The sequence below is a fragment of the Escherichia sp. E10V5 genome (assembly GCF_004212315.1).
Lineage (GTDB): Bacteria > Pseudomonadota > Gammaproteobacteria > Enterobacterales > Enterobacteriaceae > Escherichia.
In genome coordinates, this window is record NZ_RHJM01000036.1 from 1 (window position 1) to 19,021 (window position 19,021).

General features: G+C 53.2%; 15 protein-coding genes. 6 read left to right on the top strand and 9 right to left on the bottom strand.

The features are described from left to right. Positions 1-87: 87 nt before the first annotated feature. Entirely contained in the window at positions 88-531 is a 444-nt protein-coding gene (locus D9738_RS21565) for an acetyltransferase (protein ID WP_130205741.1), read from the bottom strand. Positions 532-687: 156 nt separating this feature from the next. Here D9738_RS21565 and metA point away from each other — a divergent pair, with 156 nt between their 5' ends. From metA to aceK, 4 genes are all read left to right on the top strand, one after another. Then, positions 688-1,617: a homoserine O-succinyltransferase gene (gene metA / locus D9738_RS21570; RefSeq protein ID WP_130205743.1), complete on the top strand. Its 930-nt coding sequence runs from the start codon at positions 688-690 to the stop codon at positions 1,615-1,617. A 268-nt stretch (positions 1,618-1,885) separates the two neighbouring features. Further along, complete coding sequence (gene aceB, locus D9738_RS21575) at positions 1,886-3,487, top strand: malate synthase A (RefSeq protein ID WP_130261149.1); 1,602 nt, start codon at positions 1,886-1,888, stop codon at positions 3,485-3,487. Positions 3,488-3,516: 29 nt separating this feature from the next. Continuing rightward, positions 3,517-4,821 carry an isocitrate lyase gene (aceA, locus tag D9738_RS21580; protein ID WP_000857847.1) on the top strand — a complete coding sequence of 435 codons (1,305 nt, stop codon included), beginning with the start codon at positions 3,517-3,519 and terminating at the stop codon, positions 4,819-4,821. Between the two features lie 123 nt (positions 4,822-4,944). Further along, positions 4,945-6,669 (top strand): bifunctional isocitrate dehydrogenase kinase/phosphatase, encoded by a 1,725-nt coding sequence (gene aceK, locus D9738_RS21585; protein WP_130261150.1) that lies wholly within the window; start codon positions 4,945-4,947, stop codon positions 6,667-6,669. A 15-nt stretch (positions 6,670-6,684) separates the two neighbouring features. Here the strand turns inward: aceK and iclR are convergent, their stop codons facing one another. Next, complete coding sequence (gene iclR / locus D9738_RS21590; protein ID WP_000226403.1) at positions 6,685-7,509, bottom strand: glyoxylate bypass operon transcriptional repressor IclR; 825 nt, start codon at positions 7,507-7,509, stop codon at positions 6,685-6,687. A 199-nt stretch (positions 7,510-7,708) separates the two neighbouring features. Here iclR and metH point away from each other — a divergent pair, with 199 nt between their 5' ends. Continuing rightward, positions 7,709-11,392, top strand: coding sequence for a methionine synthase (metH, locus tag D9738_RS21595; RefSeq protein WP_130261151.1), 3,684 nt, complete (start codon positions 7,709-7,711; stop codon positions 11,390-11,392). 219 nt (positions 11,393-11,611) lie between these two features. Continuing rightward, a complete protein-coding gene (locus tag D9738_RS21600) occupies positions 11,612-13,243 on the top strand; it encodes a Na/Pi cotransporter family protein (RefSeq protein ID WP_130205749.1) in 1,632 nt (543 codons plus the stop codon). Between the two features lie 76 nt (positions 13,244-13,319). Here the strand turns inward: D9738_RS21600 and pepE are convergent, their stop codons facing one another. From pepE to D9738_RS21635, 7 genes are all read right to left on the bottom strand, one after another. Further along, positions 13,320-14,009 carry a dipeptidase PepE gene (pepE, locus tag D9738_RS21605; RefSeq protein WP_130261152.1) on the bottom strand — a complete coding sequence of 230 codons (690 nt, stop codon included), beginning with the start codon at positions 14,007-14,009 and terminating at the stop codon, positions 13,320-13,322. Positions 14,010-14,314: 305 nt separating this feature from the next. Next, on the bottom strand, positions 14,315-15,127 hold the full coding sequence (locus D9738_RS21610) for a shikimate 5-dehydrogenase (protein ID WP_130261153.1): 813 nt from the start codon (positions 15,125-15,127) through the stop codon (positions 14,315-14,317). Continuing rightward, complete coding sequence (sorE, locus tag D9738_RS21615) at positions 15,120-16,349, bottom strand: L-sorbose 1-phosphate reductase (RefSeq protein WP_130261154.1); 1,230 nt, start codon at positions 16,347-16,349, stop codon at positions 15,120-15,122. The genes D9738_RS21610 and sorE overlap by 8 nt, the downstream gene beginning before the upstream one ends. Positions 16,350-16,400: 51 nt before the next feature. Beyond that, a complete protein-coding gene (locus D9738_RS21620) occupies positions 16,401-17,225 on the bottom strand; it encodes a PTS system mannose/fructose/sorbose family transporter subunit IID (RefSeq protein WP_130261155.1) in 825 nt (274 codons plus the stop codon). Between the two features lie 10 nt (positions 17,226-17,235). Continuing rightward, positions 17,236-18,021: a PTS mannose/fructose/sorbose transporter subunit IIC gene (locus D9738_RS21625; protein ID WP_130261156.1), complete on the bottom strand. Its 786-nt coding sequence runs from the start codon at positions 18,019-18,021 to the stop codon at positions 17,236-17,238. A gap of 65 nt (positions 18,022-18,086) precedes the next feature. After that, positions 18,087-18,581 carry a PTS system mannose/fructose/N-acetylgalactosamine-transporter subunit IIB gene (locus D9738_RS21630; protein WP_130205757.1) on the bottom strand — a complete coding sequence of 165 codons (495 nt, stop codon included), beginning with the start codon at positions 18,579-18,581 and terminating at the stop codon, positions 18,087-18,089. Next, positions 18,581-18,988, bottom strand: a complete 408-nt coding sequence (locus tag D9738_RS21635; protein ID WP_130261157.1) for a mannose/fructose/sorbose PTS transporter subunit IIA — start codon at positions 18,986-18,988, stop codon at positions 18,581-18,583. Before D9738_RS21635 ends, D9738_RS21630 begins: the two co-directional genes overlap by 1 nt. Positions 18,989-19,021 lie beyond the last annotated feature (33 nt).

Consider the following 19,021-nt stretch of genomic DNA (forward strand, 5'->3'; position numbering starts at 1 on the left):
TTGCGTTGATGCAGAAAAAAAAGCCGGATGCGGCGCTGGTGCGTCTTATTCGTCCTACGCAGGGTTACGGTAGGGGGCAACAGCGCATTATTCCCCCACATACGCCAGATTCAGCAACGGATACGGTTTCCCCAAATCGTCCACCTCAGAGCGCCCTGTAACCTTAAAGCCCATCTTCTTATAGAACCCAACCGCCTGCTCATTTTGCTCATTAACGTTGGTTGTCAGTTCCGGTGCCATCGAGAGCGCATGCTCCACCAGCATCCGACCCACGCCGCAGCCGCGCACATCAGGATCGATAAACAGCGCATCCATATGCTGCCCACTTAATAACATAAACCCAACCGGCTGATCCCGCTCATTAACCGCGACCCACAACGGTGCTTCCGGCAGAAAGGAACGCACCAGCTCTTCCAATTCGGCCCTATACTCTGCTGATAAAAAATCGTGGGTGGCATCGACAGAACGACACCAAATCGCAACGAGTTCCTCCCCTTCCTCATGCCGTGAGCGGCGAATACTAATAACCATTTTCTCTCCTTTTAGTCATTCTTATATTCTAACGTAGCCTTTTCCTTGAAACTTTCTCACCTTCAACATGCAAGCTCGACATTGGTAAATTTTCTGGTTATCTTCAGCTATCTGGATGTCTAAACGTATAAGCGTATGTAGTGAGGTAATCAGGTTATGCCGATTCGTGTGCCGGACGAGCTACCCGCCGTCAATTTCTTGCGTGAAGAAAACGTTTTTGTGATGACAACTTCTCGCGCGTCTGGTCAGGAAATTCGTCCGCTAAAGGTGCTTATCCTTAACCTGATGCCGAAGAAGATCGAAACTGAAAATCAGTTCTTACGCCTGCTTTCAAACTCACCTTTGCAGGTCGATATTCAGCTGTTGCGCATCGATTCCCGTGAATCGCGCAACACGCCCGCAGAGCATCTGAACAACTTCTACTGTAACTTTGAAGATATTCAGGAACAGAACTTTGACGGTCTGATTGTCACGGGTGCGCCGCTGGGTTTGGTGGAGTTTAATGACGTCGCTTACTGGCCACAGATCAAACAGGTGCTGGAGTGGTCGAAAGATCACGTCACCTCGACGCTGTTTGTCTGCTGGGCTGTACAGGCCGCGCTCAATATCCTCTACGGCATTCCTAAGCAAACCCGCACCGACAAACTCTCTGGCGTTTACGAGCATCATATTCTCCATCCTCATGCGCTTCTGACGCGTGGCTTTGATGATTCATTTCTGGCACCACATTCGCGCTATGCTGACTTTCCGGCAGCGTTGATTCGTGATTATACCGATCTGGAAATTCTGGCGGAGACAGAAGAAGGGGATGCATATCTGTTTGCCAGTAAAGATAAGCGCATTGCCTTTGTGACGGGCCATCCCGAATATGATGCGCAAACGCTGGCGCAGGAATATTTCCGCGATGTGGAAGCCGGACTAAACCCGGATGTACCGTATAATTATTTCCCGCACAACGATCCGCAAAACAAACCGCGAGCGAGCTGGCGCAGTCATGGCAATTTGCTGTTTACCAACTGGCTCAACTATTACGTCTACCAGATCACGCCATACGATCTACGCCGTATGAATCCTACACTGGATTAATCTTCTGTGGCGGTCGATCGTTAAGCGATTCAGCACTTTACCTCAGGCACCTTCGGGTGCCTTTTTTATTTCCGAAACACACCTCAGCAAGTGAATAAATTTTATTCATATTGTTATCAATAAGTTATCATATATTTTTATTTAAAATGGAAATTGTTTTTGATTTTGCATTTTAAATGAGTAGTCTTAGTTGTGCTGAACGAAAAGCACACAACGATCCTTCGTTCACAGTGGGGAAGTTTTCGGATCCATGACGAGGAGCTGCACGATGACTGAACAGGCAACAACAACCGATGAACTGGCTTTCACAAGGCCGTATGGCGAGCAGGAGAAGCAAGTTCTCACTGCCGAGGCGGTAGAATTTCTGACTGAGCTGGTGACGCATTTTACGCCACAACGCAATAAACTTCTGGCAGCGCGTATTCAGCAGCAGCAAGATATCGATAACGGAACGTTGCCTGATTTTATTTCGGAAATAGCTTCCATTCGTGATGCAGACTGGAAAATTCGCGGGATTCCTGCGGACTTACAAGATCGTCGAGTCGAGATAACTGGCCCGGTTGAGCGCAAGATGGTGATCAACGCACTCAACGCGAATGTGAAAGTCTTTATGGCCGATTTCGAAGATTCACTGGCACCAGACTGGAACAAAGTGATCGATGGGCAAATTAACCTGCGCGATGCGGTTAACGGCACCATCAGTTACACCAATGAAGCAGGCAAAATCTATCAGCTCAAGCCAAATCCCGCGGTGTTGATTTGTCGGGTACGCGGCCTGCATTTGCCGGAAAAACATGTCACCTGGCGCGGCGAAGCGATTCCTGGCAGCCTGTTTGATTTTGCGCTCTATTTCTTTCACAACTACCAGGCACTGTTGGCAAAAGGCAGCGGCCCCTATTTCTATCTGCCGAAAACCCAGTCCTGGCAGGAAGCGGCCTGGTGGAGCGAAGTTTTCTGCTATGCAGAAGATCGCTTTAACCTGCCGCGCGGAACTATCAAGGCGACGTTGCTGATTGAAACGCTGCCTGCCGTGTTCCAGATGGACGAAATCCTTCACGCGCTGCGTGACCATATTGTTGGTCTGAACTGCGGTCGCTGGGATTACATCTTCAGCTATATCAAAACGTTGAAAAACTATCCCGATCGCGTCCTGCCAGACAGACAGGCAGTCACGATGGATAAACCCTTCCTGAATGCTTACTCACGCCTGTTGATTAAAACCTGCCATAAACGCGGTGCTTTTGCGATGGGCGGCATGGCGGCGTTTATTCCGAGCAAAGATGAAGAGCGCAATAACCAGGTGCTCAACAAAGTAAAAGCGGATAAAGCGCTGGAAGCCAATAACGGTCACGATGGCACGTGGATCGCACATCCTGGCCTTGCTGACACGGCAATGGCGGTATTCAACGACATTCTCGGCTCCCGCAAAAACCAGCTTGACGTAATGCGCGAACAAGACGCGCCGATTACTGCCGATCAGCTGCTGGCACCTTGTGATGGTGAACGCACCGAAGAAGGTATGCGCGCCAACATTCGCGTGGCTGTGCAGTACATCGAAGCGTGGATCTCCGGCAACGGCTGCGTGCCGATTTATGGCCTGATGGAAGATGCGGCGACGGCTGAAATTTCCCGTACCTCGATCTGGCAGTGGATCCATCATCAAAAAACGTTGAGCAATGGCAAACCGGTGACCAAAGCCTTGTTCCGCCAGATGCTGGGCGAAGAGATGAAAGTCATTGCCAGCGAACTGGGCGAAGAACGTTTCTCCCAGGGGCGTTTTGACGATGCCGCACGCTTGATGGAACAGATCACCACTTCCGATGAGTTAATTGATTTCCTGACCCTGCCAGGCTACCGCCTGTTAGCGTAAACCACCACATAACTATGGAGCATCTGCACATGAAAACCCGTACACAACAAATTGAAGAATTACAGAAAGAGTGGACTCAACCGCGTTGGGAAGGCATTACTCGCCCATACAGCGCGGAAGATGTGGTGAAATTACGCGGTTCAGTCAATCCTGAATGCACGCTGGCGCAACTGGGCGCGGCGAAAATGTGGCGTCTGCTGCATGGCGAGTCGAAAAAAGGCTACATCAACAGCCTCGGTGCACTGACTGGCGGTCAGGCGCTGCAGCAGGCGAAAGCGGGCATTGAAGCGGTCTACCTGTCTGGCTGGCAGGTTGCGGCAGACGCTAACCTGGCAGCAAGCATGTACCCGGACCAGTCGCTTTATCCGGCGAACTCGGTTCCTGCCGTAGTGGAGCGGATCAACAATACTTTCCGCCGTGCGGATCAGATCCAGTGGTCCGCGGGCATTGAGCCGGGCGATCCGCGCTATGTCGATTACTTCCTGCCGATCGTTGCTGATGCGGAAGCCGGTTTTGGCGGTGTCTTGAATGCCTTTGAACTGATGAAAGCGATGATTGAAGCCGGTGCAGCGGCAGTTCACTTCGAAGATCAGCTGGCGTCAGTGAAGAAATGCGGTCACATGGGCGGCAAAGTTTTGGTGCCAACTCAGGAAGCTATTCAGAAACTGGTCGCGGCGCGTCTGGCAGCTGACGTGACGGGCGTTCCAACCCTGCTGGTTGCACGTACCGATGCCGATGCGGCGGATCTGATCACCTCCGATTGCGACCCGTATGATAGCGAATTTATTACCGGCGAGCGTACCAACGAAGGTTTCTTCCGTACTCACGCAGGCATTGAACAAGCGATCAGCCGCGGCCTGGCGTATGCGCCGTATGCTGACCTGGTATGGTGTGAAACCTCCACGCCGGATCTGGAACTGGCGCGTCGCTTTGCGGAAGCCATCCACGCGAAATATCCGGGCAAACTGCTGGCTTATAACTGCTCGCCGTCGTTCAACTGGCAGAAAAACCTCGACGACAAAACTATTGCCAGCTTCCAGCAGCAGCTGTCGGATATGGGTTACAAGTTCCAGTTCATCACCCTGGCAGGCATCCACAGCATGTGGTTCAACATGTTCGACCTGGCAAACGCCTATGCCCAGGGCGAGGGTATGAAGCACTATGTTGAAAAAGTGCAGCAACCGGAATTCGCCGCCGCGAAAGATGGCTACACCTTTGTTTCTCACCAGCAGGAAGTGGGGACAGGTTATTTCGATAAAGTGACGACCATTATTCAGGGCGGCACGTCGTCAGTTACCGCGCTGACCGGCTCCACCGAAGAATCGCAGTTCTAACAACCGATAAACGTTGCTAACTGTAGGCCGGATAAGGCGTTCACGCCGCATCCGGCAATGAGCGCCTGATGCGACGCTTGCGCGTCTTATCCGGCAATTCTCTGCTCCCGACGAGGACAACAAATGCCGCGTGGCCTGGAATTACTGATTGCACAAACCATTTTGCAAGGTTTCGACGCTCAGTATGGTCGATTCCTCGAAGTGACTTCCGGGGCGCAGCAGCGTTTCGAGCAAGCCGACTGGCACGCTGTCCAGCAGGCGATGAAAAACCGTATCCATCTTTATGATCATCACGTTGGTCTGGTGGTGGAACAGCTGCGCTGTATCACTAACGGCCAAAGCACGGACGCGGAATTTTTACTGCGCGTCAAAGAGCATTACACCCGGCTGTTGCCGGATTATCCGCGCTTCGAGATTGCGGAGAGCTTTTTTAACTCCGTGTACTGTCGGTTATTTGACCACCGCTCGCTGACTCCCGAGCGGCTTTTTATCTTTAGCTCCCAGCCAGAGCGTCGCTTTCGTACCATTCCGCGCCCGCTGGCAAAAGACTTTTATCCCGATCACGGCTGGGAATCGCTACTAATGCGTGTCCTCAGCGACCTGCCGCTGCGTCTGCGCTGGCAGAATAAAAGCCGTGACATTCATTACATCATTCGCCATCTGACGGAAACGCTGGGGACAGACAACCTCGCGGAAAGCCATTTACAGGTGGCGAACGAACTGTTTTACCGCAATAAAGCCGCCTGGCTGGTGGGTAAACTGATCACGCCTTCCGGCACGTTGCCCTTTTTGCTGCCTATCCACCAGGCGGACGACGGCGGGCTGTTTATTGATACCTGCCTGACGACCACCGCCGAAGCGAGCATTGTCTTTGGCTTCGCGCGTTCCTATTTTATGGTTTACGCGTCGCTACCTGCCGCACTGGTCGAGTGGTTACGGGAAATTCTACCGGGCAAAACGACTGCAGAGCTGTACATGGCCATCGGCTGCCAGAAGCACGCCAAAACTGAAAGTTACCGTGAATATCTGATTTATCTGCAAGGCTGTAATGAGCAATTTATTGAAGCGCCGGGCATTCGTGGAATGGTGATGCTGGTGTTCACGCTGCCGGGCTTTGATCGGGTATTCAAAGTGATTAAAGACAAGTTCGCGCCGCAGAAAGAGATGTCTGCGGCTCACGTTCGCGCCTGCTATCAGTTGGTTAAAGAGCACGATCGCGTAGGTCGAATGGCGGATACCCAGGAGTTTGAAAACTTTGTGCTGGAGAAGCGGCAAATCGCACCGGCATTAATGGAATTACTGCTCCAGGAAGCGCCGGAAAAAATCACCGATCTCGGCGAACAGATTGTGATTCGCCATCTCTACATCGAACGGCGGATGGTGCCGCTCAATATCTGGCTGGAACAGGTTGAGGGCCAACAGCTGCGCGACGCTATTGAAGAGTACGGCAACGCTATTCGCCAGCTTGCCGCCGCCAACATCTTCCCTGGCGACATGCTGTTTAAAAACTTTGGTGTCACCCGTCACGGGCGCGTGGTGTTTTATGATTACGATGAAATTTGCTACATGACGGAAGTGAATTTCCGCGACATCCCACCGCCGCGCTACCCGGAGGACGAACTTGCCAGTGAGCCGTGGTACAGCGTCTCGCCGGGCGATGTTTTCCCGGAAGAGTTCCGTCACTGGCTATGCGCCGACTCGCGCATTGGGCCACTGTTTGAAGAGATGCACGCCGACCTGTTCCGCGCTGATTACTGGCGCGCGCTACAAAAACGCATCCGTGAAGGGCACGTGGAAGATGTTTATGCGTATCGGCGCAGGCAGCGGTTTAGCGTGCGATTCGTATAAATCAGAGACGAAAAATCACCGCATACCGCCATATGCCAGCGTGACTTCCTTCGCCGCTTTAATCACCATCGCGCCAAACTCGGTCACGCGGTCATCGGTAATACGTGAAATCGGCCCGGAAATCGAAATCGCGGCAAATGGTTCGCGGTGCTCATCGAAAATACACGCCGCGAGGCAACGAAGCCCCAACGCATGTTCTTCATCGTCAAATGAATAGCCACGTTTACGCGTCTGGGCGAGGTCCTCTTTTAGATGCACAGGAGACACCAGCGTCGCGTGGGTATAGGCATGTAAGCCTTTGCGATGCAGCAGCTTCGTCACCTGCTCTTCGCTTAGTTGGGCTAAAAAGGCTTTACCGGCACCAGAGGCATGCATCGGTAACTTACCGCCGATAGGGGCTGACATACGCATCAGATGCGTACACTGCACCTGGTCGATAATAATCGCTTCGTGATCGCTTTGATCCAGCACCGCCATATTGACCGTTTCGCCAGACTCTTCCATCAGATTGCGCAGAATAGGATGGACAATGGCTAACAAATTACGGCTCTGGAGAAAGCTGCTGCCGACCATAAAAGCATGTGCGCCGATCGCCCAGTGTCCAAGTTCGCCAACCTGACGGACGAAACCCTGCTGTTGCATCGTGGTTAGCAGGCGGTGAGTCGTGGAATTGGGTAATCCGGCTTGCTGTGCCAGTTCCGTAAGTGCCACACTGCCATTGGATTCGGCAATCCACTCCAGTAATTTCAGCCCACGCGTTAAAGACTGAACCTGTCCAGTCGCGGGTGCGGTGGCAACGGCGGGTTTTCTGCCGCGTTTTGCGGGAATGGGTGCGACCATGACAGTCTCCTTTTTCTGTATCGTGGAAATCATTTTCATTTTTATTACGGTGTAATGCAATAGTTGCCACACTGATCCGATGAGTTAATGTTGAACAAATCTCATGTTGCGTGGTGGTCGCTTTTACCACTGATGCGTTTATGCCAGTATGGTCTGTTGAATTTTTTTACAGTCTGGGTTGAGCGTGTCGGGAGCGAGTGTGAGCAGCAAAGTTGAACAACTGCGTGCGCAGTTAAATGAACGTATTCTGGTGCTGGACGGCGGTATGGGCACCATGATCCAGAGTTATCGACTGAACGAGGCAGATTTTCGCGGAGAACGTTTTGCCGACTGGCCTTGCGATCTTAAAGGTAACAACGACCTGCTGGTTCTCAGCAAACCGGAAGTGATCTCCGCCATCCACAACGCTTACTTTGAAGCGGGCGCAGATATCATCGAAACCAACACCTTCAACTCCACGACTATTGCGATGGCGGATTACCAGATGGAATCCCTGTCGGCGGAAATCAACTTTGCGGCGGCGAAACTGGCGCGTGCTTGTGCTGATGAGTGGACCGCGCGCACGCCGGAGAAACCGCGCTACGTTGCTGGTGTTCTCGGCCCAACCAACCGCACGGCGTCTATATCGCCGGACGTAAACGATCCAGCATTCCGCAACATCACTTTTGACCAGCTGGTGGCGGCCTATCGCGAATCCACCAAAGCATTAGTCGAAGGTGGTGCGGATCTGATTCTGATTGAAACCGTTTTCGACACCCTCAACGCCAAAGCGGCGATTTTTGCGGTGAAAACGGAGTTCGAAGCGCTGGGCGTTGAACTGCCGATTATGATCTCCGGCACCATCACCGACGCCTCCGGGCGCACACTCTCCGGGCAGACCACCGAAGCATTTTACAACTCATTGCGTCACGCCGAAGCGCTGACCTTTGGCCTGAACTGTGCGCTGGGGCCAGATGAACTGCGCCAGTACGTGCAGGAGCTGTCACGTATTGCGGAATGCTACGTCACCGCCCACCCGAACGCCGGGCTGCCCAACGCTTTTGGTGAATACGATCTCGATGCCGACACGATGGCAAAGCACATCCGCGAATGGGCGGAAGCGGGATTCCTCAATATCGTCGGCGGTTGCTGCGGCACCACGCCACGACATATTGCGGCAATGAGTCGCGCAGTAGAAGGATTAGCGCCGCGCAAACTGCCGGAGATCCCCGTCGCCTGTCGTTTGTCCGGCCTGGAGCCGCTGAACATTGGCGAAGACAGCCTGTTTGTTAACGTCGGGGAGCGGACTAACGTCACCGGTTCTGCCAAATTCAAACGCCTGATTAAAGAAGAGAAATACAGCGAGGCGCTGGATGTGGCGCGTCAGCAGGTGGAAAGCGGCGCGCAGATTATTGATATCAACATGGATGAAGGGATGCTCGACGCCGAAGCGGCGATGGTGCGTTTCCTTAGCCTGATTGCCGGTGAACCGGATATCGCCCGCGTGCCGATTATGATCGACTCCTCAAAATGGGACGTCATTGAAAAAGGTCTGAAGTGTATTCAGGGCAAAGGCATTGTTAACTCTATCTCGATGAAAGAGGGCGTCGACGCCTTTATCCATCATGCGAAACTGTTGCGTCGTTACGGTGCAGCGGTTGTGGTAATGGCCTTTGACGAACAGGGCCAGGCCGATACCCGTGCACGGAAAATCGAAATTTGCCGTCGGGCGTACAAAATACTCACCGAGGAAGTCGGCTTCCCGGCAGAAGACATCATCTTTGATCCGAACATCTTCGCGGTCGCAACTGGCATTGAAGAGCACAACAACTACGCGCAGGACTTTATCGGCGCGTGTGAAGACATCAAACGCGAACTGCCGCACGCGCTGATTTCCGGCGGCGTCTCTAACGTTTCCTTCTCGTTCCGTGGTAACGATCCGGTGCGCGAAGCTATTCACGCGGTGTTCCTCTACTACGCCATTCGTAACGGTATGGATATGGGGATCGTCAACGCCGGGCAACTGGCGATTTACGACGACCTGCCCGCCGAACTGCGCGACGCGGTGGAAGATGTGATCCTTAACCGTCGCGACGATGGCACCGAGCGTTTACTGGAGCTTGCCGAGAAATATCGCGGCAGCAAAACCGACGATACCGCTAACGCCCAGCAGGCGGAGTGGCGCTCGTGGGACGTGAATAAACGTCTGGAATACTCGCTGGTCAAAGGCATTACCGAGTTTATCGAACAGGACACCGAAGAAGCCCGCCAGCAGGCCGAGCGCCCCATTCAGGTGATTGAAGGCCCGCTGATGGATGGCATGAACGTGGTCGGCGACCTGTTTGGCGAAGGGAAAATGTTCCTGCCGCAGGTGGTGAAATCGGCGCGCGTCATGAAACAGGCGGTGGCGTATCTCGAACCGTTTATCGAAGCCAGCAAAGAGCAGGGCAAAACCAACGGCAAGATGGTGATCGCCACCGTGAAGGGCGATGTGCACGATATCGGTAAAAATATCGTTGGCGTGGTGCTGCAATGCAACAACTATGAAATCGTCGATCTCGGCGTGATGGTGCCTGCGGAAAAAATCCTCCGTACCGCCAGAGAAGTGAATGCCGATTTGATTGGCCTTTCGGGATTGATCACGCCATCGCTGGACGAAATGGTCAACGTGGCGAAAGAGATGGAGCGTCAGGGCTTCACCATTCCGCTACTGATTGGCGGTGCGACCACCTCAAAAGCGCACACGGCGGTGAAAATCGAGCAAAACTACAGCGGCCCGACGGTGTATGTGCAGAACGCCTCGCGCACCGTTGGCGTCGTGGCGGCGCTGCTTTCTGACACTCAGCATGACGACTTTGTCGCTCGTACCCGCAAAGAGTACGAAACCGTGCGTATTCAGCACGGACGCAAGAAACCGCGCACCCCGCCAGTTACGCTGGAAGCTGCGCGCGATAACGATTTCGCTTTTGACTGGCAGGCTTACACGCCGCCCGTGGCGCACCGTCTCGGTGTGCAGGAAGTTGAAGCCAGCATCGAAACGCTGCGTAATTACATCGACTGGACGCCGTTCTTTATGACCTGGTCGCTGGCCGGGAAGTATCCGCGCATTCTGGAAGATGAAGTGGTAGGCGAAGAGGCGCAGCGGCTGTTTAAAGACGCCAACGACATGCTGGATAAATTAAGCGCCGAAAAAACGCTGAATCCGCGTGGCGTGGTGGGCCTGTTCCCGGCAAACCGTGTGGGCGATGACATTGAAATCTACCGAGACGAAACGCGTACACATGTGATCAACGTCAGCCACCATCTGCGTCAACAGACCGAAAAAACGGGCTTTGCTAACTACTGTCTTGCGGACTTCGTTGCGCCGAAGCTTTCTGGTAAAGCAGATTACATCGGCGCATTTGCCGTGACTGGTGGACTGGAAGAAGACGCACTGGCTGATGCCTTCGAAGCGCAGCACGATGATTACAATAAAATCATGGTGAAAGCCCTTGCTGACCGTCTGGCGGAAGCCTTTGCGGAATATCTCCATGAGCGCGTGCGTAAAGTTTACTGGGGCTATGCGCCGAACGAGAACCTCAGCAACGAAGAGCTGATCCGCGAAAACTACCAGGGCATCCGTCCTGCACCGGGCTATCCGGCCTGCCCGGAACATACGGAAAAAGCCACCATCTGGGAGCTGCTGGAAGTGGAAAAACACACTGGCATGAAACTCACGGAATCTTTCGCGATGTGGCCCGGTGCATCGGTTTCGGGTTGGTACTTCAGCCATCCGGACAGCAAGTACTATGCCGTGGCGCAGATTCAACGCGATCAGGTCGAAGACTATGCCCGTCGTAAAGGTATGAGCGTTACCGAAGTTGAGCGCTGGCTGGCACCGAATCTGGGGTATGACGTGGACTGATTCACAAATATGTCACTTTTCCTTACAACAAACAGGGCACTCAATGGGTGCCCTGTCTCTTTATTAATATGAAACACTTATACTGGAATCAGGCTGGAATAATCTTAGCCGGAAAAACGAATGTCAAAAGGCACAGTAAAGATGCCAGCCAGCGTGTTTCCGGTCCTTTGGTCATTCAATTGCTTCAGGAACATATAACGATAAGGAGAACCTGAACTCGTGTTAACGCTGCTTCACCTGCTTTCTGCCGTCGCCCTGTTGGTCTGGGGGACGCATATTGTTCGAACAGGCGTAATGCGCGTCTTCGGCGCACGCCTGCGTACAGTCCTTAGCCGGAGCGTCGAAAAGAAGCCGCTCGCCTTTTGCGCGGGGATCGGCGTTACCGCACTGGTACAGAGTAGTAATGCCACCACCATGCTGGTGACCTCGTTTGTCGCCCAGGATCTGGTTGCTCTCGCGCCCGCGCTGGTGATTGTGCTGGGGGCTGATGTCGGGACGGCGCTAATGGCGCGGGTCCTCACCTTCGATTTATCCTGGTTGTCACCGCTGCTCATTTTTATCGGCGTTATTTTTTTCCTCGGACGCAAACAGTCACGCGCCGGGCAACTGGGCCGCGTCGGTATTGGTCTTGGGCTGATTTTGCTGGCGCTGGAGTTGATTGTGCAGGCCGTAACGCCGATCACCCAGGCAAACGGCGTTCAGGTGATCTTTGCTTCGTTGACTGGCGATATTCTGCTGGATGCGCTGATTGGCGCGATGTTCGCCGTTATCAGCTACTCCAGCCTTGCTGCTGTATTGCTGACCGCTACTTTGACCGCCGCAGGCATTATCTCCTTCCCGGTGGCGCTCTGTCTGGTAATTGGAGCCAACCTCGGTTCCGGCCTGCTGGCGATGCTCAACAATAGTGCCGCCAATGCCGCTGCTCGCCGTGTTGCGATGGGTAGCTTGTTGTTTAAGCTGGTGGGGAGCTTGATTATCCTGCCATTTGTCCATGTTCTGGCTGAATCAATGGATAAACTGCCTTTGCCAAAAGCGGAACTGGTTATCTATTTCCACGTCTTCTACAACCTCGTTCGTTGCCTGGTCATGCTGCCGTTTGTCGATCCAATGGCGCGATTTTGCAAAACGATTATTCGCGATGAACCTGAGTTGGATGCCCATCTGAAACCAAAACATCTGGACGTTAGTGCGCTGGATACTCCGACTCTTGCTCTGGCGAATGCCGCCCGTGAAACACTGCGCATCGGTGACGCGATGGAACAGATGATGGAAGGGCTGAATAAAGTGATGCACGGTGAACCGCGTGAAGAGAAGGAGTTGCGCAAGCTGGCGGATGATATCAACGTCCTCTACACCGCGATTAAACTTTATTTGGCGAGGATGCCAAAAGAAGAGCTGGCGGAAGAAGAGTCGCGCCGCTGGGCAGAGATTATCGAAATGGCTCTCAACCTGGAGCAGGCTTCCGATATCGTCGAGCGCATGGGCAGCGAAATTGCTGACAAATCACTGGCAGCACGGCGGGCATTTTCGCTTGATGGGTTGAAGGAACTGGATGCGCTCTATGAGCAATTGCTCAGTAATTTAAAGCTGGCAATGTCGGTGTTCTTCTCTGGCGATGTCACCAGCGCTCGTCGTTTGCGCCGTAGTAAGCATCGCTTTCGCATTCTTAATCGCCGTTATTCCCATGCTCACGTCGATCGCCTGCATCAGCAAAACGTGCAAAGCATTGAAACCAGTTCGCTGCATTTAGGCTTACTGGGCGATATGCAGCGTCTGAACTCGCTGTTTTGTTCGGTGGCTTACAGTGTGCTGGAACAGCCGGATGAAGATGAGGGACGGGACGAGTATTAATATGCCTGATAAGACGCGTCAAGCGTCGCATCAGGCACTATGTACAAGATGCCGGATCATGCATCCGGCAATTCACTTAAAAACGGTGACCCGCTTCCAGCGGCACCGCTTCCTCACCAGCTTTAAATACATAAGTGGTATTCGGGCCGCCCAGCGTAGCGTGACCTTTACTCACCGTGATCCAGTTACCTTCCGGCAGGCCAATAATGGTCAGTTCTGGCGCGACGACCAGCAGTTCGCGAATACGCTGCTCGCGCGTTTCCCCTTTATGGCCTTCCGGCAGCGCGTTGGTGAAGTGCGGGTTGATTTGCAGCGGGAACAGATTCAGCGCATCGAAACCTTGCGGATCGACAATCGGCATATCGTTGGTGGTGCGGATAGTTGGGCAAGCAAGGTTAGCGCCTGCGCTCCAGCCGATATACAGCGCGCCACGTTTTACTACGTCGGCAATGGGTGCCAAAAGCCCGCGCTCGCGGCACTGTTTCAGCAACTGGAAAGTGTTACCGCCGCCGACAATCACGATCTCAGCATTTTCAATCGCGGCAACAGGATCGGCCACGCTATGAATACCGGTGACAGAAACGCCAAGTGGGGCAAGGACCGCAGCCGTTTTGGCCGTATAATCATCCCAGGTTTGCGTTACGCCAGCGAAAGGAATAAACACCGCTGAACGGCGACCTTGCAACTGTTCAGCAATCAACGGCAGCGCATGTTCCAGCCAGGCTTTACCCGGCAGCGTCGAGTTACTCAATAAAAGCAGTTCCATTACTTCTCCGGTTAGTAAGAAAACACGGAAGGAATGCTACCACTGCAAATTTAACCACTTACTGACGTGGCTCACGATGTCACACATTGTACCAGGCGTTCTGAAGACGGTTAGCAAACAAGGCGCTGAGGCTGATGACAAACGTAAGATTGCCTGATGCGCTACGCTTATCAGGCCTACAAGCTAATCGCAATATCTTGAATTTTCGCGATTTTGTAGGCCGAATAAGGTGTTTGCGCCGCATCCGGCATGAACAACGTGCACTTTGCCACCAATCAGAGCGCCCCTTAATGCGCTGATGTTTCTTATCCTTCTCGTGCAAATTGTGCCGCTTCAGTAATCAGCCGCGCATCAGGTCGCACACCGGTATACATCGCGAACTGCTCGACGGCCTGTAAAGCAATCACCTCTGCGCCGCTGATCGTCTGCTTATCAAGCTGCTGCGCCAGACGAATGAGCGGCGTTTCCGGTGGCAATGCCACGACGTCAAAAACGACGCTTGCCGTAGAGATCATTGCCTCGCTGAAGGCCAGCTCATGGCTCTCTTTACCGCCAGCCATGCCAACGGGGGTAACGTTAACCAGAATGTCGCAGTCGATTCCTTCTGGCTGCGGTTGCCACTGGAAGCCATACTGCTTCGCCAGCGCCGGGCCGCTCTCGTGGTTGCGGGCGGCGATGATGACATCGGTAAACCCCGCGTCGCGAAAGGCGGCAATGACCGCTTTGCCCATGCCGCCACTGCCGCGAATCATCACGCGTGCGGCGCTATTGAGCTGGTGGTGAATAATCAGGTTTTTCACCGCAATGTAGTCGGTGTTAAACCCGGTCAGCCTGCCGCCGTCATTCACGATGGTATTCACTGAATCAATGACTTTCGCTGACGGATCGATCGCATCGAGAAAGGGCATACAGCTTTCTTTAAACGGCATCGACACGGCACAGCCGCGAATACCTAATGCGCGAACACCTTTCACCGCCGCCTCAATATCCTGGGTGGTGAACGCTTTGTAGATGAAATTCAGCCCCAGCTTTTCATACAGATAATTGTGAAAACGCGTGCCGAAGTTGCCGGGGCGACCGGCCAGCGACATGCACAGTTGAGTATCGCGATTAATCATGGCTAATTGCCTCTGCATGAGTGAGCAGATATTGCTCCGCCTCACCGGACCATACTCCCTGATGACGCGTCAGAATTGCCGCCAGTGCTTGATCCTGAATCTGCGTGAGTGACGTCAGCGGCAGGTCTTTCCCGGTATACACCAGTTTTTTGCCGCCGCCGACGGCAGGCAATTCAAGCGTGGTTTCGCCCGCAGCATTCAGCCCAAGAATATGTGTTACCACTTTTGCGGCCTGCACTTTTTTCTCTTCGATCAGTTTGACCGCCGCACGCATGTCATCGGTATTGCCGCCCGATGTGCCAACGTAATGAGTAAAGGCATAATGCACATCGTAGAAATTAATTGGTGCGCTGAAGTGTTTATCCTGCGGTCCGGCGAAGAAATTCAGACAACCATCTGTCGCCAGCAAGGAGGAGGCGAGAGTCACCAGTCCTTCATTTGGCACAAAGACGAAAATATCATCGAAGCCGTGACCGCCACTCAGTGCCATTAACGTATCAAATGCTGCATCGGCGGCATTGAGATAATGAATCAGTGTTTGCGGTTCTGATGGATAGTGCTGTCGCGCATAACTTAATTTGTTATTGTCGGTATCGGTAATAACGAGTAGCGACGGGTTAACTGGCCCATGCAGCGCATAATCAATCGCTAACAGTCCCATTGGTCCGGTGCCGCCGAGGATCAGTGTGCGCCCTTGCGGGCGAATCCCCATCGTGTGGTTATAACTACCTTCCTGAAGATGATAGTTGGCGTTGAACGCGCCAATCACGCAGGAAAGCGGTTCAACCAGCGAGCCTTCAAAGTAGGTTTCGCCGTCGTATGCCAGCAGGCAATCCTGTTCCATAACCTCATTTGGGATAACCACATGTGTGGCTTCACCACCCACCCACGGGAAAGAGTAACCGGGGCAGTCCGGGCTTTCCGGCAATTGCAGGTTGGCCTGAATCACATAGCGCTGGCCCGGCTGAAATTTGTGCTGCCACTTTTTACCCACGGCCAGAATATCGCCGCAAAATTCATGGCCGATGATGATGGGATTGGTCGCCACATCGTCGGGTACTTTTTTATGGTTTTCACCCAGATTGGCCTCTTTCCAGGAAGAGAGGCACAGGCTGTCGGTGACCACCGTCGCGAGGATTTCATCCTCCTGCATTTCAGGAAGATCAAAGGTTTCCAGGCGTAAATCACGTTTACCATAAAGACGCAGAGCTGTTGTTTTCATAAACCACCTCGTGTTGAACGATGGCCCCGACGGTTGCGCCGGGGCGAAGAATCAGGACAGGAAGCCCAGTGCATTGCCGATAATCCCTAAGCCAAACAGGGCGAAGATCAGCCATACCGGGTTAATTTTTTTGTTGAGCAGACGCACCATCAGCAGCGTCAAACCCAGCGCCAGCAGGCCGGGGCAGAGCTGGTCGAGAATGTTCTGCACGGTCATGGTGACGGTGGAGCCATCGGCGGCAGGCGTTTGCGAAACTACCAACGGCACGTTGATCGACGTCCATTTGGTGACCAGCACGCCCATCACAAATAGTCCGAGAATCGATGCGCCCTCAGTCAGTTTTTGCAGCAAATTACCGCCCATATCGCTGACGAAATTCACGCCTTTACGAAAGCCCAGTTGCAGCCCATACCATTTCATTGCCAGACGTACTGCATTGAAAATAAAGAAGAACAGCAGTGGGCCGAGAATGTTGCCAGAAAGAGCCAGAGATGCGCCGAGCGCGGCGGTAATCGGGCGTAGGGTTCCCCAGACCAGTGGATCGCCAACTCCTGCCAATGGTCCCATCAGACCGACTTTGATGCCGTTAATGGTGCCGTCATCAATTTCTGCACCGTTGGCCCGCGCTTCTTCCATGGCGGCGGTCACGCCGATGACCGGACCACATACGGCTGGCGTGGTATTGAAGAACACCAGGTGTCGCCTGAGCGCCGCAACCTGATCCTCTTTTAATGGGTAGAGTCGCTTGATGGCGGGGATCATGTCGTAGCAAAAGCCCAGCCCATGAATGCGTTCAAAGTTGAAGGACGCCTGTTGCAGGTTGGAGCGCAGAAACATGCTCACCAGATCGCTGCGTGTAATTTTTCTCTGTTCCATGATGGCTCCGTTAATCATCAAGTTGGTCAAGGGCGGTGATAGTGGTGGTCTGGGGATGTGGTTCAGCTTTACGCCACTGTGGATTTAGCTGGATGTAGAGCAGGGCCATGATCACGCCGACGCCACCGAACGCCAGCAGACTGAGATCGAGGTAGCCACCTGCGAGGAAACCGAGGAAAAAGAAAGGCATCAAATATTTCACGCCCATCATGCGAAGCACCATGGCGTAACCGACCACCACGATAAAACCGCCAGCAATCTGCAATCCACGGGTCACAAATTCGGGAATGGCGCTCACCATATCGGCGCTGACGAACAGCGAGACAATCAGTGCTGGAATCGCAACGCGCAGTGCCTGCACGCCAAGCGCGGAGACATGCAGAATATCGAGAGTGCGAAACCGCGCTTCTTCCGCTGCTTTATCCGCCGCGTGCTGGAACACAACGGTGATGGTGCGGGCAAACACCGTCAGCACCTGGCCTGCCGCAGCCACAGGCAACGCGATGGCGATACCGGTGGCGATGCTTTGCTGACCAACGATAACCAGAATGGCGGAGATTATGCTGGCGAGTGCAGAATCCGGAGATTGCGCCGCGCCGACGTTCATCCAGCCGAGAGCTATCAATTCCAGCGTACCACCGAGCATAATTCCGGTTTTTAAATCACCGAGAATTAAACCAATCACCGTACAGGCAATTAACGGGCGATGAGTCTGAAATTCATCCAGCACGCTGCCCATTCCGGCAATACAGGAAAAAAGAAATATGGCAATGATTTGTAGGGTACTTATTTCCATGATTTGTCACCTTTTAAGTGTCGTCATCCCTGCCTGTTAAAGCATATGTACACAGGCGCTATTATTTAATTTGCGACTAACTGTTCTTTTATTTTGTCGATAATATTGATTGAAGGATCTGACGCTACAACGCGTAAATCCAGCGTGACGCCAAGATTATTTAACTCATGAAATGCGTTAATATCATCGTCATCTAATGAAACTGCTTTGGTTAACTGTTTTTTACCGGGTCGCCAGGCCATGCCGCCAATATTCAGGGTGCCGATTTTTACTCCCTGACGAACCATCGCTAAGGCATCCTGAGGTCGGGTAAAAAGATAAAATACGGTTTCGTCCTGATATTGTGGGTTGTGATACACCGCGACGGCTTTTTCAATATTGACCACGTTAACTTTCATTCCCGGCGGGGCGGCCTGACGCAATAATGTCCGGCGAACTTCATCGTTATACACCTCGTCATTGCAGATAATAATGCGCTGGGCGTTAGCTACTTTCGACCAGACGGTAGTGACCTGGCCGTGGATTAGGCGGTCATCAATGCGGGCGAGCGTAATGTTCATCAGAAATCCTCCTCTGCCGTTGCCAGTTGTTTCCAGACAACGCAGGTTTGCTTTGCGATTTGCGTCAGGTGTTCACACAGTTCATCAACGTTCATGCTGTCCTGGTTATCGACCAGTTCGAGCGTCAGCGGCAGGGAAAGGCCGCTGATTACCCGCAGGCGCGGATTACGCATCGCAAGCGTTGCCGCCGCGTTCCACGGGCTGCCGCACTGTAAGTCCACGGCGATTAACCACTCGTCATGATTGTGAATACTCACTAACTTTTCTAGCTTTGCCACGATGTCTCCGGCGTTCTCGCCGGGCACAAATTCAACTGCCTCAACATTGGCGTCGCCGTACACCATCTGAACCGATTCCAGCATGGCGCAAGCTAATTTGCCGTGGGCGCAAAAAATGGCATTGACCATAAAGCCTCCTTAGCCGCAATGCCGATCAGTTAA